The sequence below is a fragment of the Pseudomonas sp. Eqa60 genome, assembly GCF_018326405.1.
GTDB lineage: Bacteria > Pseudomonadota > Gammaproteobacteria > Pseudomonadales > Pseudomonadaceae > Aquipseudomonas > Aquipseudomonas protegens.
Genome location: NZ_AP024342.1, coordinates 5,046,589 through 5,063,258, shown reverse-complemented (window position 1 = coordinate 5,063,258; position 16,670 = coordinate 5,046,589). Strand labels below are relative to the sequence as shown.

The 16,670-nt window shown below is 63.7% G+C and carries 11 protein-coding genes and 1 pseudogene; 9 read left to right on the top strand and 3 right to left on the bottom strand.

Annotated features, from left to right (window positions below):
• On the bottom strand, nt 1-1,773 hold the full coding sequence (locus KI242_RS22645; protein ID WP_011062603.1) for an N-acetylglutaminylglutamine amidotransferase: 1,773 nt from the start codon (nt 1,771-1,773) through the stop codon (nt 1-3).
• 203 nt (nt 1,774-1,976) lie between these two features.
• Nucleotides 1,977-3,953 carry a bifunctional tRNA (5-methylaminomethyl-2-thiouridine)(34)-methyltransferase MnmD/FAD-dependent 5-carboxymethylaminomethyl-2-thiouridine(34) oxidoreductase MnmC gene (gene mnmC / locus KI242_RS22640; protein WP_212805587.1) on the bottom strand — a complete coding sequence of 659 codons (1,977 nt, stop codon included), beginning with the start codon at nt 3,951-3,953 and terminating at the stop codon, nt 1,977-1,979.
• Nucleotides 3,954-4,101: 148 nt separating this feature from the next.
• On the opposite strand from mnmC, the gene pap reads away from it, so the two are divergent.
• The 3 genes from pap to KI242_RS22625 all read left to right on the top strand — a co-directional run bounded on the left by pap (nt 4,102) and on the right by KI242_RS22625 (nt 8,010).
• The gene (pap, locus tag KI242_RS22635) at nt 4,102-5,616 is read left to right on the top strand and encodes a polyphosphate:AMP phosphotransferase (RefSeq protein WP_011062601.1); all 1,515 of its coding nucleotides are present in this window, start codon (nt 4,102-4,104) and stop codon (nt 5,614-5,616) included.
• A gap of 102 nt (nt 5,617-5,718) precedes the next feature.
• Nucleotides 5,719-6,903: a thiolase family protein gene (locus KI242_RS22630; RefSeq protein ID WP_011062600.1), complete on the top strand. Its 1,185-nt coding sequence runs from the start codon at nt 5,719-5,721 to the stop codon at nt 6,901-6,903.
• A 147-nt stretch (nt 6,904-7,050) separates the two neighbouring features.
• A complete protein-coding gene (locus KI242_RS22625; RefSeq protein WP_019093385.1) occupies nt 7,051-8,010 on the top strand; it encodes a DMT family transporter in 960 nt (319 codons plus the stop codon).
• A 73-nt stretch (nt 8,011-8,083) separates the two neighbouring features.
• Here the strand turns inward: KI242_RS22625 and KI242_RS22620 are convergent.
• Nucleotides 8,084-9,477 (bottom strand): annotated as a pseudogene (locus KI242_RS22620) (class II fumarate hydratase).
• Between the two features lie 193 nt (nt 9,478-9,670).
• On the opposite strand from KI242_RS22620, the gene KI242_RS22615 reads away from it, so the two are divergent.
• The 6 genes from KI242_RS22615 (at nt 9,671) to KI242_RS22590 (ending at nt 16,662) form a co-directional block, all read left to right on the top strand.
• Nucleotides 9,671-10,186 carry a DUF2059 domain-containing protein gene (locus tag KI242_RS22615; RefSeq protein WP_015636579.1) on the top strand — a complete coding sequence of 172 codons (516 nt, stop codon included), beginning with the start codon at nt 9,671-9,673 and terminating at the stop codon, nt 10,184-10,186.
• Between the two features lie 12 nt (nt 10,187-10,198).
• Nucleotides 10,199-10,498 carry a BolA family protein gene (locus tag KI242_RS22610; RefSeq protein WP_011062596.1) on the top strand — a complete coding sequence of 100 codons (300 nt, stop codon included), beginning with the start codon at nt 10,199-10,201 and terminating at the stop codon, nt 10,496-10,498.
• A gap of 102 nt (nt 10,499-10,600) precedes the next feature.
• Nucleotides 10,601-11,542, top strand: coding sequence for a rhodanese-related sulfurtransferase (locus KI242_RS22605; RefSeq protein WP_011062595.1), 942 nt, complete (start codon nt 10,601-10,603; stop codon nt 11,540-11,542).
• Nucleotides 11,543-11,578: 36 nt separating this feature from the next.
• Nucleotides 11,579-12,181 (top strand): DsbA family protein, encoded by a 603-nt coding sequence (locus KI242_RS22600; RefSeq protein ID WP_169892285.1) that lies wholly within the window; start codon nt 11,579-11,581, stop codon nt 12,179-12,181.
• A gap of 31 nt (nt 12,182-12,212) precedes the next feature.
• Nucleotides 12,213-13,994, top strand: a complete 1,782-nt coding sequence (locus KI242_RS22595) for an ABC transporter ATP-binding protein (protein ID WP_169892275.1) — start codon at nt 12,213-12,215, stop codon at nt 13,992-13,994.
• 208 nt (nt 13,995-14,202) lie between these two features.
• Complete coding sequence (locus KI242_RS22590) at nt 14,203-16,662, top strand: EAL domain-containing protein (RefSeq protein ID WP_011062592.1); 2,460 nt, start codon at nt 14,203-14,205, stop codon at nt 16,660-16,662.
• Nucleotides 16,663-16,670: the final 8 nt, after the last annotated feature.

Here is a 16,670-nt window from a genome sequence, read left to right as displayed (position 1 = left end):
TCAGATTCCTTGTTCGCTGAGCCACAGGTTCAATGCCGCCAGTTGCCACAGCTTGGAGCCGCGCAAGGGCGTCAACTGGCCCTGGGGATCGGTCAGCAGGCGGTCGAGCATGGCCGGCTTGAACAGGCCGCGATCCTGGCTCGGGTCCAGCAGCAGTTCGCGTACCCAGTCCAGGGTCGCGCCCTGCAAGTGCTTGAGGCCCGGCACCGGGAAGTAGCCTTTCTTGCGGTCGATCACCTCGCTGGGGATCACCAGCCGCGCAGCTTCCTTGAGCACCTGCTTGCCGCCGTCCGGTAACTTGAAGCGCGCCGGCACCCGGGCCGAAAGCTCCACCAGGCGGTAGTCGAGGAACGGCGTGCGCGCCTCCAGGCCCCAGGCCATGGTCATGTTATCCACACGCTTGACCGGGTCATCCACCAGCATCACCGTGCTGTCCAGGCGCAGGGCCTTATCCACAGCTGCGTCGGCGCCGGGCTGGGCGAAATGCTCGCGGACAAAATCCCCGGCGGCATCGTTGGCGGTCAGCCACTGCGGTTGTACGGTGGCCGCGTAGTCGTCGTAGCTGCGGTCGAAGAAGGCCGCACGGTAGGCCGCGTAGGGGTCGCTGGCGCCGTCCACCTGCGGGTACCAGTGGTAGCCGGCAAAGAGTTCGTCGGCGCCCTGGCCGCTTTGCACTACCTTGCAGTGCTTGGCCACTTCCCGGGACAGCAGGTAGAAAGCGATGCAGTCGTGGCTGACCATCGGCTCGCTCATGGCCCGAAAGGCCGCGGGCAACTGTTCGATGATTTCACGTTCATCGATGCGCAACTGGTGATGCCGGGTGCCGTAGTGCCGGGCAATCAGGTCGGAGTACTGGAACTCGTCGCCCCGCTCGCCACCGGCGTCCTCGAAGCCGATGGAGAAGGTCGACAGGTTGTCCACCCCGACCTCTCGCAGCAGGCCCACCAGCAAGCTGGAGTCGACACCGCCGGACAGCAGCACGCCCACATCCACTGCTGCCCGTTGGCGGATGGCCACCGCTTCGCGGGTGCTGTCCAGCACCCGGTCACGCCAGTCTTCCAGCGTCAGGTTGGTTTCGTCGGCACGGGGGCCGTAGGGCAGGGTCCACCAGGTCTGCTGCTCGGTGCGGCCGTCGGCCTCGATACGCATCCAGGTGGCCGGCGGCAGTTTTTCGATGCCTGCCAGCAGGGTTCGCGGTGCTGGCACCACGGCATGGAAGTTCAGGTAGTGGTTGAGCGCCACGGGGTCGAGCAACGGGTTGATGTCGCCACCTTTGAGCAACGCCGGCAGGGCCGAGGCGAAGCGCAGGCGCTGGCCGGTGCGCGACAGGTACAGCGGCTTGACCCCGAGGCGGTCGCGGGCGATGAACAGGCGCTGGGCATCGCGCTCCCAGATGGCGAAGGCGAACATGCCGTTGAGCTTGGGCAGCAGGTCCGCGCCCCAGGCGTGGTAACCCTTGAGCAACACCTCAGTGTCGCCGCCGGAATAGAAGGCATAACCCTTGGCTTCCAGTTCGGCGCGCAGTTCGGGGAAGTTGTAGATCGCGCCATTGAAGGCCAGGGACAGGCCCAGTTGGTTGTCGACCATGGGCTGCGCCGAGCCGTCCGAAAGGTCCATGATTTTCAACCGTCGATGGCCGAGGGCAATCGGGCCCTGGCTGTGAAAGCCCCAGGCGTCCGGGCCGCGAGGGGCCAGGTGGTGGGTGATTCGTTCAACCGCTGCCAGGTCGGCAGGTTGATGATCAAAGCGTAATTCGCCAGCTAGTCCGCACATAAGTCCTTACCGGTTTTTCCGTTGGGGAGAGTCAATCTGCCGCCGTCAAAAGGGCGGCTACCTGGAAACTGACCTGTGCGTAACTCGGGAGTTTTAGATCGATCGGTTATAAGCAGTTGAGTGGAGGCAGACGGTTGGATGTAGCGCTTGGTGCTGGCCAGCGGCCATTGGCGGCGCTGGAAAATCAGCGCCGCCGCTCTGCTTCAGGCCTTGCCGCGAATCAGGCGACGCAGGGCAAAACGGTTCGGATGGCAGGCTTCGGCCACGCTTCTGGGCAGGGGCAGGGGCTCGTTTTCCAGCCAGGCGGCCAGCAGCTCGCCGGACAGCGGCGCGGTGATCAGCCCACGGGAACCGTGGCCACTGTTGATGTACAGGCCGTCGAGCCAGGGGCAGGGCAGGTCCGGCACCTGGCGCGCATCCTTGCCCAGGGCGGCGTAGGTTTCGGCAAAGGCAAGCGGGTCCGCCAGGGGGCCGACGATGGGCAGGTAGTCCGGGCTGGTGCAGCGAAAGGCCGCGCGGCCTTGCAGGCTGTCCAGGGGCAGTTGCTCGGCACCCAGGCGCTGCAGCAGGTCGCTGGAGATTTCCCGCAGCATCTCCAGGTTGCCGGCATGCTCGGCGCTGGTGGGGGTCAGGTCCTGGCTCTTGAAGTCGAAACTGGCGCCCAGGGTGTGTTCCCCCAGGCGCGCGGGGGCGACGTAGCCTTCGGCGCAGACCACCGTGGCCAGGCTCTGGCTTTGTGCGGTCTGGGGCAGGCGGGTGATCTGCCCGCGAATGCGCTTGAGGGGGAGGTCGGCGCTGGCCGGGAAGCGCTTGATCTCGGCCGCACCGGCGAGGATCACCACCGCGGCGCTGGCCAGCATCCGGTCGCCGTCCCAGGCTTGCCATTGCTCATCGACCCGGCGCAGTTCCAGGACTTCCCGGTGTGTCAGGACCTGGATCCGCGGGTGGCTGGCCTGCCATTGGCACAGGGCCGGCGGATGCACCCAGCCACCTTCGGGGTAGAACAGGCCTCCGTGCTCAAGGCCGATACCGGCCCGGGCCTGGGCTTGGGGTTGGTCCAGCAAGTGCAGCAGGTCGGCGGGAAAAGCCGCGGCCAGTTGGGCCTGGCGCTCGGCTTCCTTGGCGTTGAAGGCCAGTTGCAGCACGCCGCAGCCATCCCAGTCCTGGCCGCGCTGCAGGTGCTCCAGTTGGCGCCGGGTATAGCCGAAGCCGCTGAGGATCATCTGCGACAGAGCGGTGCCGTGGGCCGAGAGCTTGAGGTAGAGCACGCCCTGGGGATTGCCCGAGGCCTCCCGGGCCAGCTCTGCATGACGCTCCAGCAATTGCACCTGCCAGCCGCGGGCGGCCAGGCTGGCGGCGCTGGCACAACCGGCCAGCCCGCCGCCGATCACCAGGGCGGTCTTCTCTTGCCGCGGGGGGCGGGCGAACCAGGGCCTGGCCCTGGCCGGCGCCGGCGCATCCTCCGGCCAGCCGAGGAACTCGCCTCGCAGTACCTCCCATTTGTGGCCGATGCCCGGGGTACGTTTCATCTTGAAGCCGGCACTGTTCAGCAGCCGGCGCACCCAGCCGGTGCTGGTGAAGGTACTGATAGTGGAACCCGGGGCGGCCAGGCGCGCCAGTTCGGCGAAGAGCTCGGCGGTCCACATGTCGGGGTTCTTGGCCGGTGCGAAACCGTCGAGAAACCAGGCATCGACCTGGGCGTCCAGTTGCGGCAGTTGCTCCAGGGCATCGCCGATCAGCAGGGTCAGGGTCACTCGCCCGCCCTCCAGCACGATGCGCTGGAAGCCGCCATGCACTGCCACGTACTGCTGCAGCAGCGGTGCACAGAGGCTCGCCAGTTCCGGCCACAGGGCCAGGGCCCGTTGCAGGTCGGCAGGGCTCAAGGGGTACTTTTCCACACTGACGAAATGCAGCCGGGCACCGGTCGGGGCCTGTTGCTGGAACAACTGCCAGGCGCAGAGAAAGTTCAGCCCGGTGCCGAAGCCGGTTTCACCGATAACGAAGCGTTTGCCATCGGCCAGGGCGGCAAAGCGCTGGCCCAGGCGGTTCTGTTCGATGAACACGTGGCGGGTTTCATCCAGGCCCGATTCGCTGGAGAAGTACACATCGTCGAAGACCCGCGAGCGCGGGCGTCCTTGGTCGTCCCAGTCGAGCTGGGCGTGGGGCAGTTCAGGGATCATGTTCGGCTCATGTTGCGCAAGGCGGCCATTCTAGCCCATCGCGCCGGCGGCGCTTGATCCATGGCAAGGCGCTGCAGGTTCGGGGATTTGTTTTCCCTGGCCGAGGTCGATCCGCTAGTCTTGGAAAATTCTTGGAAGGGAGCCACCCATGTTCGAATCCGCTGAAATCGGTCACGCCATCGACAAAGAAACCTACGATGCCGAGGTGCCGGCGTTGCGCGAGGCCTTGCTCGAAGCCCAGTTCGAACTGCGCCAGAAGGCGAACTTTCCGGTGATCGTGCTGATCAACGGGATCGAGGGCGCGGGCAAGGGCGAGACGGTCAAGCTGCTCAACGAATGGATGGACCCGCGGCTGATCGAGGTGCGCACCTTCGACCAGCAGACCGACGAGGAACTGTCGCGGCCACCGGCCTGGCGCTACTGGCGGATGCTTCCGGCCAAGGGGCGCATGGGGGTGTTCTTCGGCAACTGGTACAGCCAGATGCTGCAGAGCCGGGTCCATGGCGAGATCAAGGACCCACGCCTGGACCAGGCGATCAACGGCGCCGAGCGCCTGGAGAAGATGCTCTGCGATGAGGGCGCACTGATCTTCAAGTTCTGGTTCCACCTGTCCAAGAAACAGATGAAGGCCCGCCTCAAGGCGTTGCAGGACGACCCGCTGCACAGCTGGCGCATCAGCCCGCTGGACTGGCAGCAGTCAGAAACCTACGACAAGTTCGTCAAGTACGGCGAGCGCGTGCTGCGCCGCACCAGCCGCGACTATGCGCCCTGGCACGTGATCGAGGGCGTCGATCCGCATTACCGCAGCCTTACCGTGGGGCGGATTCTCCTGGAAGGGCTGCAAAGCGCGCTGAACCGCCAGCCCCTGCGAGCCACCCAGGTCAACGCGGCGCCGCTGCCTCCGGCGGTGGATCAGCTCAGCCTGCTGGACAGCCTGGACATGACCCAGCACCTGGACAAGGACGACTACGAAGAACAACTGATTACCGAACAGGCGCGCCTGGCCGGCCTGCTGCGGGACAAGCGCATGCGCAAGCACGCCCTGGTGGCGGTGTTCGAAGGCAACGACGCGGCGGGCAAGGGCGGGGCCATCCGCCGGGTCGCGGCGGCCCTGGACCCGCGCCAGTACAGCATCGTGCCGATTGCCGCGCCCACGGAAGAGGAGCGCGCCCAGCCCTATCTCTGGCGTTTCTGGCGGCATATCCCGGCCCGGGGCAAGTTCACCATCTTCGATCGTTCCTGGTACGGCCGGGTGCTGGTGGAGCGCATCGAGGGCTTCTGCAGCCCCGCCGACTGGTTGCGGGCCTACAGCGAGATCAACGACTTCGAGGAGCAGTTGGCTGATGCCCGGGTGATCGTCGTCAAGTTCTGGCTGGCCATCGACAAGGACACCCAGCTGGAGCGCTTCCAGGCCCGGGAGGAGATTCCCTTCAAGCGTTTCAAGATCACCGAGGACGACTGGCGCAACCGCGACAAGTGGGACGATTACCGCGCTGCCGTCGGCGACATGGTCGACCGCACCAGCACCGAGGTGTCGCCCTGGACTCTGGTGGAGGCCAACGACAAGCGCTGGGCCCGGGTCAAGGTTCTGCGCACCATCAACCGCGCCCTGGAAGCCGCGTTCGAGCGCTCGGACAAGCACGACAAGAAAGACAAGAAGTAGGTCGATGGTCGCGCATACGCCCAGTGAATGATTGTCGCGGCGGGACAGGAGGGGGATCTATGCTCGATGCTCTTCCTGCCGCCAACAATAATGAGGTGCGTCATGCGTGAAGTGGTGATCGTCGACAGCGTACGGACTGGCCTGGCCAAGTCCTTTCGGGGCAAGTTCAACCAGACCCGTCCGGATGACATGGCCGCCCACTGCGTCAATGCGCTGCTCGCCCGCAACGGCATCGACCCGGCCAGTGTCGAGGACTGCATCGTCGGCGCCGGCTCCAATGAAGGGGCCCAGGGTTTCAACATAGGGCGCAACGTCGCGGTGCTCTCGGCCCTGGGCACCGGCACCGCGGGGATGACCCTCAACCGCTTCTGTTCCTCGGGCCTGCAGGCGATCGCCATCGCCGCCAACCAGATCGCCTCCGGCTGCAGCGACATCATCGTGGCCGGTGGCGTCGAATCCATCAGCCTGACCATGAAGAGCGTCAACACCGAAAACCTGGTCAACCCGCTGCTCAAGGAGCAGGTACCGGGCATCTACTTCCCCATGGGCCAGACCGCCGAAGTGGTGGCCCGGCGCTACGGTGTCAGCCGCGAAGCCCAGGACCGCTACTCCCTGCAAAGCCAGCAGCGTACCGCCCAGGCCCAGGCCGCCGGCCTTTTCAGCGACGAGATCGTGCCGATGACGGTCAAGTACAAGGTCGAGGACAAGAACACCGGCGAGGTGCAGATCCTTGATGGCGTGGTGGACCGCGACGATTGCAACCGCCCCGACACCACCCTGGAAAACCTAGCGGCGTTGAAGCCGGTGTTTGCCGACGACGGTTCGGTGACGGCGGGCAATTCCTCGCAGCTGTCCGACGGTGCTTCGATGACCCTGGTGATGAGCCTGGAGCGGGCCCTGGCCCTGGGGCTCAAGCCCAAGGCATTCTTCCGCGGCTTTACCGTGGCCGGCTGCGAGCCGGACGAGATGGGTATCGGCCCGGTGTTCTCGGTGCCCAAGTTGCTCAAGGCCAAGGGCCTGAGCGTGGCTGACATCGATCTTTGGGAGCTCAATGAAGCGTTCGCTTCCCAGTGCCTGTATGCCCGCGACCGCCTGGAGATCGACAACGCCCGTTACAACGTCAATGGCGGCTCGATCTCCATCGGCCACCCGTTCGGCATGACCGGTTCGCGTCAGGTCGGGCATCTGGTGCGCGAGCTGCAGCGGCGCAACCTGCGCTATGGCATCGTCACCATGTGCGTGGGTGGCGGCATGGGGGCCACGGGGTTGTTCGAGGCGGTACGCTAGGTTTCGCTTCGTCGGCAAGCCGGCTCCCGTGGGGCCGGTTTGCGACCTGCACAATCCTGTTTGCGCTTTGTCGCCAACTGTCTCTGTGTCGGCTGCCGGCGCGGGCCTAGTATGTGAGCCTTGCTCGTAAGGCCTTGTGGGGTTCGCATGCACGTCTCGTCCGGTCGCTGGGTCTATGGTCTGTTCCTGGCCTTATTGACCGCGCTGTTGTGGGGCATCCTGCCCATCAAGCTCAAGCAGGTACTGCAAGTGATGGACCCGGTTACCGTGACCTGGTTTCGCCTGACGGTGTCCGGTGGCTGCCTGCTGGCCTACCTGGCGGCGGTGGGGCGCCTGCCGCGCTGGCGAGTGCTGGGCCCCAAGGGTATCTGGCTGGTGCCGATCTCGGTCTGTGGCCTGGTAGGCAATTACGTGCTGTACCTCATGGGCCTCAATCTGTTGAGCCCGGGCACCGCGCAACTGGTGGTGCAGATGGGGCCTATCCTGCTGTTGATCGCCAGCCTGTTCGTATTCAAGGAGCGGTTCAGCCTCGGCCAGGGCCTGGGGCTTCTGGTGCTGCTGATCGGCTTTGGGCTGTTCTTCAATCAGCGCCTGAGCGAACTGCTGACTTCCCTGAGCGACTACACCGCGGGGGTCCTGACCATTCTTGCCGCTTCCGCGGTCTGGACCTTCTACGCCCTGGGCCAGAAGCAACTGCTGAGCGTGTGGAATTCCCTGCAGGTAATGATGGTGATCTACCTGTTCTGCGCCTTGTTGCTCACCCCTTGGGCTCATCCGCTGGAGGCGCTGGAATTGAACCCGTTGCAGGGTTGGCTGTTGCTGGCGTGCTGCCTCAATACCCTGATTGCCTATGGCGCCTTTGCCGAGGCTCTGGCCCATTGGGAAGCGTCGCGGGTCAGCGCGACCCTGGCCATTACGCCGCTGGTGACCTTTGTCGCGGTGGCTTGGGCAGCCTGGCTCTGGCCCGAGTATGTGCAGGCCGAGCAGATCAATGGCCTGGGCTATGGCGGGGCGCTGCTGGTGGTGCTGGGGTCGGCGCTGACGGCACTGGGTCCGTCGTTGATGGCGGGGTTGCGAGCGCGGCGGCAGCGGATTGCGGCGGGCTGAGCTTCGCTGGCGAGCCAGCTCCTGCAGTCGGGTTGTGGCAGGAGCTGGCTCGCTAGCGAAGGCGACTGCGGTCTTACCCCTGCTTCCCGGCCTCCAGCATGTTTTCCGGGCGGACCCAGGCATCGAACTGTTCATCGGTCAGGTACCCGAGTTCCAGCGCCGCCTCGCGCAGGGTCAGGTTCTCGGCATAGGCCTTCTTGGCGATCTCGGCGGCCTTGTCGTAGCCGATATGGGTATTGAGCGCGGTCACCAGCATCAGCCCGCGCTCCAGGTGCGCGGCCATCTGTTGCGGGTCAGGCTCCAGCCCGGCGATGCAATGGTGCTGGAAGTTGCTGCAGCCATCGGCCAGCAGGCGGATCGATTGCAGCAGGTTGTGGATGATCACCGGCTTGAACACGTTCAGTTGCAGGTGGCCCTGGCTGGCGGCAAAGCCGATGGTCACATCGTTGCCCATGACCTGGCAGGCCAGCATCGACAGGGCTTCGCACTGGGTCGGGTTGACCTTGCCGGGCATGATCGAGCTGCCGGGCTCGTTGGCGGGGAGCTTGACCTCGGCCAGGCCCGCCCGTGGCCCGGAGCCCAGCAGGCGCAGGTCGTTGGCGATTTTCATCAGGCACACGGCGAGGGTCTTCAGGGCGCCGGAAAGGCTGGTCAGCGGTTCATGGCCGGCCAGGGCGGCGAACTTGTTCGACGCCGTGACGAAGGGCAGGCCCGAGAGCGCCGCCAACTCGGCGGCGATGGCCTCGCCGAAACCGTGGGGTGAGTTGAGCCCGGTGCCTACCGCGGTGCCGCCCTGGGCCAGTTCGCAGACGGCCGGCAAAGCGCTGCGGATGGCGCGCTCGGCGTACCCCAGTTGGGCGATGAAGGCCGAGATTTCCTGGCCAAAGGTAATGGGGGTGGCGTCCATCATGTGGGTGCGACCGGTCTTCACCAGCTTCATGTGCCGCGCCGACAGCTCGGCCAGGCCGCCGGAGAGCTCGGTGATCGCTGGCAGCAACTGGAACTGCACCGCCTGGGCCGCCGCAATGTGCATGGCAGTGGGGAAGCAGTCGTTGGAGCTCTGCGAGCGATTGACGTGGTCATTGGGGTGCACCGGGGTCTTGCCGCCCGAGGGTTGCCCGCCAGCTCGTTGGCCCGTCCAGCCAGCACTTCGTTGACGTTCATGTTGCTTTGGGTACCGCTGCCGGTCTGCCACACCACCAGAGGGAACTGGTCGTCATGCTCGCCCGCGAGCACTTCGTCGGCGGCCTGTTCGATCAGGCGGGCGATATCGGCAGGGATGTCGCCGTTGCGGTCGTTGACCCGCGCCGCGGCTTTCTTGATCAGGGCCAGGGCATGCAGCACCGCCAAGGGCATGCGTTCGTTGCCGATGGCGAAGTTGACCAGCGAACGTTGGGTCTGCGCGCCCCAGTAGGCTTCTTGCGGGACTTCAACCTGGCCCAGGCTGTCGGTTTCGATTCGGTTCATCGTGGCAATCCTCCTAGTCTGACAGGCCAGTTTAGGCCGTGATCCGCGGCTCGGGTTCCATGCCGGGGGTTTTTCCCCGCCATGGCCGAGCAAAACCGGGGGCCGGTCGGCGTGGGGTTGAGGGACGCGGATTAATAGGCGCAGAATGGGCGCCCTTGGGGTTCTACCTCGCCTGCTAGATAAAGGAAACTCGATGACCCGTTTTCGTGCCATCTGTACCGCGGTTGTTCTGGTGTGTGCCAGCGGCCAGGTTCTTGCCGATACCGCCAGCCACAACGCCAGTGCCGAGGCCTTCCTGACCCTGGCCCATGCGGACAAGCTCGGTACCCCGGTGTACATGCAAGTTCAGCAAATGTTCGCCCAGCGCTTCGAGCAGACCAAAGCCCCGGAATCCAAGCGTGCCCTGCTGGAAACCTACCAGGCCAAGGCCAATGCCGCCCTGGACCAGGCCATTGGCTGGAACAAGCTGAAGCCGGACATGGTCAAGCTCTATACCAGCAATTTCAGCGAATCGGAGCTCAAGGAACTGGTGGCTTTCTATCAGTCGCCACTGGGCAAGAAAGTCCTGGAAAAAATGCCCCAGCTGACCCAGCAGTCGGCGCAGATGACCCAGGCCAAGCTGGAAAGCGCGGTACCGGTGGTGAACAAGCTGCTGGCCGACATGACCGCCGAGCTCGAGCCCAAGGCTGCCCCGGCGAAGAAGAAGTAAGCGGAGCCCGCAATGACCATGCAACAACGTATCGAAGCGGCGCTCGGGGCATTACAGCCCGAGCACCTGCAAGTGCTGGATGAAAGCCACATGCACAGCCGTGGCCTGGAAACCCACTTCAAGGCGGTACTGGTCAGCGAGCAGTTCGCCGGCCTCAACAGCGTCAAGCGCCATCAGAAGGTCTACGCCACCCTGGGTGAGCTGATGGGCCAGTTCCATGCGTTGGCGCTGCACACTTATACGCCTGAGGAATGGTCGAAGATCGGTGTGGCTCCGGCTTCGCCGACCTGTGCCGGTGGCAGTCAGCATTAACCGCGGTTTTTTTGTTAGAATCCGCAACGCGCCGCTTATGCCGGCGCGTTTTTTTTTGCATCCGGTTCACCCTTTACGAGGGTAGCCACCTGGAGATTACCCATGGCACAACCTATTGTCGTGGCGGCACTGTACAAGTTCGTCACCCTCGAAGATTACGTCAACCTGCGTGAGCCCCTGTTGCAGGCAATGCTCGACAACGGCATCAAGGGCACCTTGCTAATTGCCGAAGAAGGCATCAACGGCACGGTTTCCGGCAGCCGCGAAGGCATCGACGGGCTGTTGGCCTGGCTGAAGAACGACCCGCGCATGGTGGATATCGATCACAAGGAATCCTACTGCGACGAGCAGCCGTTCTACCGCACCAAGGTCAAGCTCAAGAAAGAGATCGTTACCCTGGGCGTGCCCGGCGTCGATCCCAACAAGAAGGTCGGGACCTACGTCGAGCCACAGGACTGGAACGCCCTGATCAGCGATCCGGAAGTGCTGCTGATCGATACCCGCAACGACTATGAAGTGTCCATTGGCACCTTCGAAGGCGCCATCGACCCCAAGACCACCAGCTTCCGCGAATTCCCGGACTACATCAAAGCCCACTTCGACCCGAGCAAGCACAAGAAGGTGGCGATGTTCTGCACCGGCGGCATCCGTTGCGAGAAGGCCTCGAGCTACATGCTCAGCGAAGGCTTCGACGAGGTGTTCCACCTCAAGGGCGGGATCCTCAAGTACCTCGAAGAGGTGCCGCAGCAAGAGAGCAAATGGCAGGGCGACTGCTTCGTGTTCGATAACCGGGTCACCGTGCGCCACGACCTGAGCGAAGGCGACTACGATCAATGTCATGCCTGCCGTACTCCAGTGAGCGTCGAGGATCGTGCATCCGAGCACTATGTGCCTGGTATCAGCTGCCCGCACTGCTGGGACAAGCTGAGCGAGAAGACCCGCCGCAGCGCCATCGACCGGCAGAAGCAGATCGAATTGGCCAAGGCTCGCAACATGCCGCACCCGATTGGTTACAACTACAAGCAATCTTCTTCCGAGGCTTGAGCCATGTCTGCCCGCCTGCTCTATGTGATGGACCCGATGTGTTCATGGTGCTGGGGCTTTGCGCCCGTGGCCCAGGCCCTGGCGGAGCAGGCCCGGGCCGCCGGGGTCGAGGTGCACCTGGTGGTGGGGGGCTTGCGTACCGGTAGCGGTGCGGCCCTGGAACCCAATACCCGGCGCTACATCCTCGAGCACTGGCAGGCGGTGCACCAGGCCACCGGCCAACCGTTCGGCTTCGAGGGCGCCTTGCCCGATGGCTTTGTCTATGACACCGAACCGGCCTGTCGCGCCATCGTCACCGCACGTGGCCTGGCGGCGGACTGCGCCTGGACCCTGCTGGGGCTGATCCAGCAGGCGTTCTATGTCGAAGGCCGGGATGTCACCCTGGCCAGTGTGCTGGTGGAGCTGGCGGAGCGGGCAGGGGTGCCGCGCATCGAATTCGCCGAGGCCTTCGACCGGGCCGAGCAGCATGTGGCTACCGCGGCGGACTTCACCTGGGTCCAGGACCTGGGAATCGCCGGCTTTCCTACCTTGCTGGCCGAGCGTAATGGCCAGTTGGCATTGCTGACCAACGGCTATCAGCCGCTGAGCGAGCTGTCCCCTCTGTTGGGGCGCTGGCTGGAGCGCGCCGCCTGTGCCTGAACCGGTGGATTCAAGCGTCAGCGGTAAGCCGATCGATCGCCTGAGCTGGGCGCATATCCGTCGCCTGGCTCTTGAGCACAAGAAATCTCTGTGGATCGCCAACGGCGTCGCCGTGCTGGCGACCCTGTGCAGTGTGCCGATCCCGCTGCTGCTGCCCTTGCTGGTGGATGAGGTGCTGTTGGGGCACGGCGATGCCGCTCTGCAGGTGATGAACCGCTTCCTGCCCCAGGGATGGCAGAGTGCCGCTGGCTATATCGGCCTGATGCTCATGGTGACGCTGATCCTGCGCTGCTCGGCGCTGGTGTTCAACGTGATTCAGGCGCGGCTGTTTGCCGGGCTGGCCAAGGACATCGTCTACCGCATCCGCGTGCGGCTGATCGAGCGGCTCAAGCGCATTTCCCTGGGGGAATACGAAAGCCTGGGGGGCGGTACGGTCACCACTCACCTGGTCACCGACCTGGACACTGTGGACAAGTTCGTCGGTGAGACCCTCAGCCGCTTCCTGGTGGCCATGCTGACCCTGGTGGGCACGGCGGGCATCCTGATGTGGATGCACTGGAAACTGGCCTTGCTGATCCTGCTGTTCAACCCGCTGGTGATCTTCGCCACGGTGCAGTTGGGCAAGCGGGTCAAGCACCTGAAGAAGCTGGAAAACGACAGCACTTCGCGCTTTACCCAGGCCCTGACCGAGACCCTGGAGGCTATCCAGGAAATTCGCGCGAGCAATCGCCAGGGCTACTTTCTCGGGCGCCTGGGGCGGCGTGCCGAGGAAGTGCGGGACTACGCTGTGGCCTCGCAATGGAAAAGCGATGCCTCGGGCCGCGCCAGCGGGCTGCTGTTCCAGTTCGGCATCGATATCTTCCGTGCGGCGGCGATGCTGACCGTGTTGTTCTCCGACCTGTCCATCGGCCAGATGCTGGCGGTATTCAGTTACCTGTGGTTCATGATCGGGCCGGTGGAACAGTTGCTGAACCTGCAATACGCCTACTACGCCGCGGGCGGCGCACTGACCCGGATCAACGAGCTGCTGGCGCGGGCCGACGAACCGCAGTACGGCCCGGGTGCGGACCCGTTCGTGGGGCGCGAGACCGTCGGCATCGAGGTCCGCGGCTTAAGCTTCGGCTACGGTGACGAGCGGGTGCTGGACAATATGGACCTGTCCATCGCTCCCGGTGAAAAGGTAGCCATTGTCGGTGCCAGCGGTGGCGGCAAGAGCACCCTGGTGCAGTTGCTGCTGGGGCTGTACACACCGCAGACCGGGGTGATCCGCTTTGGTGGTTCGACCCAGCAGGAAATCGGCCTGGAGACGGTGCGGGAGAACGTGGCGGTGGTGTTGCAGCATCCCGCGCTGTTCAACGACACCATCCGCGCCAACCTGGCCATGGGGCGCGAGCGCAGTGACGAAGCCTGCTGGCAGGCCCTGGAAATTGCCCAGTTGGACGCTACCGTCAGGGCCTTGCCGCAGGGGCTGGACAGCGTGGTGGGGCGTTCCGGCGTGCGTTTGTCCGGGGGCCAGCGTCAGCGCCTGGCGATTGCGCGGATGGTTCTGGCCGAGCCCAAGGTGGTGATCCTCGATGAGGCCACTTCCGCCCTGGATGCTGCCACCGAGTACAACCTGCATCAGGCCTTGACGCGTTTTCTGCGTGGGCGGACTACGCTGATCATTGCCCATCGCTTGTCAGCGGTAAAACAGGCGGACCGGGTTTTGGTGTTCGATGGCGGGCAGATTGCCGAAGATGGCGACCATCAGCAGCTGATTGCCGATGGCGGCCTTTACGCCAAGCTGTACGGGCATTTGCAGCAGGTTCGATAGCCTTGAGTTTTATCCGTCTTTCTGTGCTTAGTGCTTGAATTTCCTGGTGGAACAACCGTTTCGACTTTAGTGCGGCGGCCCGTTTCTCCAGCCAGCCTGCGTCAACGGCGGTCTGCCCTGCGCCGGTTCTGTGGAAATTGGCCTAACCTGTGCTGTCTGAGGCGCAACTACTGGGTGTTCATTTGGCTGTGCGCAAGCAAGGACCCTCATGAAGCAAAAGCGGACTTTCGCAACGCCGCGCTTGTTGGGCATCGTCTGGCCCTTCATCGCCGTGGTGTTATTTCAAGCGCTGTTGGGCGGCCTCAGCCTGTACGTACTGTCGGCGGTACGGGGCTATGTGGCTGGTGAAAGCCTGTGGTCCAAAGGCCAGAAAGACGCCATCTACTACCTCAATCTGTATGCCGACAGCCGCGACGAAGGCACTTTCCTCAAGTACCAGAACGCAATTGCCGTGCCCCAGGGCGGGCATGAGTTGCGGGTTGCCCTGGATCACCAGCCACCGGATCTGGAGGCCGCACGCCTGGGCATCCTCAAGGGCGGCAATCACCCGGACGATGTCTCCAGCCTGATCTGGCTGTACCTCAACTTCCGTCATTTCAGCTACCTGGAAAAGGCCATCGATCTGTGGACCGTGGGGGACGGATACCTGTTGCAACTGGACACCGTGGCCCGGGAGATGCACCAGAGGATCGGCAGCAACAGCGCCAGCGAAGGCGACGTGCAGCGCTGGAAGAGTCAGATTTTCGCCATCAATGATGGCGTCACTCCCGCTGCCAAGGCCTTCAGCGATGCCTTGGGCGAGGGTTCGCGGGTGATCTTGCGGCTGTTGCTGGTGACCAATCTGGCAACCGCGCTGGTGCTGATTGCCCTGGCCCTGCTGCGCACGCACAAGCTGCTGGCCCAGCGCCATGCCTTTGCCGACGCCCTGCAACTGGAAAAGGAGCGGGCGCAGATCACCCTGCAGTCCATCGGCGACGGGGTGATCACCACCGACGTCGAAGGTGCCATCGCCTACATGAACCCGGCGGCAGAGGACCTGACTCGCTGGAAGGCCGAGCAGGCAGTGGGGTTGCCCCTGGCAGCCTTGTTCAACCTGCTGGATGAAAATGCCCAGGCTGACGGTTTTACCCTTATCGAACACATCCTCAGCGGTCAGCTCAGCGGCGGCAGCGAGCATTCCAAACTGATCCAGCGTCTGGATGGCAGCACGGTCTCGGTGACCCTGGTGGGGGCGCCGATCCGCAATGCCGGCAAGGTCAGCGGCACGGTGCTGGTGCTGCACGACATGACCCAGGAGCGGCAATACATCGCCAACCTCTCCTGGCAGGCGACCCATGACGCCCTGACCGGGCTGGCCAATCGGCGGGAGTTCGAGTTCCGCCTGGAGCAGGCCCTGCACAGCCTGATTCGCCAGCCGGCACGGCATGCGCTGATGTTCCTCGATCTGGATCAGTTCAAGCTGGTCAATGACACCTGTGGCCATGCTGCCGGGGACGAGCTGCTGCGGCATATCTGCGCGCTGCTGCAGTCGGGCCTGCGCGAAGGCGACACCCTGGCACGGCTGGGTGGGGACGAGTTCGGCATCCTCCTGGAGAATTGCTCGCCCGAGGCCGCGGAGAAGATTGCCGAGGGGCTGCGCCAGACCGTGCAGAATCTGCATTTCGTCTGGAAAGGCCGGCCCTTCGTGACCACCGTGAGTATCGGCCTGGTGCACATCGCCCAGACCCCGACCACCCTCGAAGCCTCGCTGAGAGCGGCGGACATGGCCTGCTACATGGCCAAGGAAAAGGGGCGTAACCGGGTGCAGGTCTACCATGCCGACGATTCCGAGCTGTCGCTGCGCTTTGGCGAGATGGCCTGGGTCCAGCGTCTGCACATGGCGCTGGAGGAAAACCGCTTCTGCCTCTATTCGCAGGAGATCACCGCCCTGGGGCATGTCGAGCGTGGCGGCGGGCATGTGGAGATTCTGTTGCGCCTGCATGACGAGGCGGGTCGGATGATTCTGCCGGACAGCTTCATTCCGGCGGCGGAGCGCTACGGCCTGATGACCTCTCTGGACCGTTGGGTGGTACAGAACGTATTCAAGATCATTGCCCAATGCATTGCCGAAGGCCGGGAAGGGCCAATGGCAATGTGCGCCATCAACCTGTCGGGTATCACCATCGGTGATGATGCGTTTCTCGACTTCTTGCGCGAGCAGTTTGTCGTCTATGGCGTACCGCCAAAGTTGATCTGTTTTGAAATTACTGAAACCAGTGCGATTGCCAATTTGGGCAGTGCCATTCGTTTCATAAATGAACTCAAGGGCTTAGGCTGCCATTTTTCCCTGGATGATTTTTGTGCGGGAATGTCGTCGTTCGCTTATCTCAAACATTTGCCTGTAGACTTCCTCAAGATCGATGGAAGTTTCGTAAAGGATATGCTGGACGACCCGATTAACCGCGCCATGGTCGAAGTGATCAACCACATCGGGCATGTCATGGGTAAGCGCACGATTGCCGAGTTTGTTGAAACACCGCAGATCGAGCAGGCATTGCTTGAGATCGGCGTGGATTATGCTCAAGGCTACATTATTGAACGCCCGCAATTGTTCACCTGTGACAGCCTGCAGTGTCGACCCGTGAGACCACAGCCACTGTTGTTCAAGGCGCCCGGTACGTTCCGTTGAAACCTCTT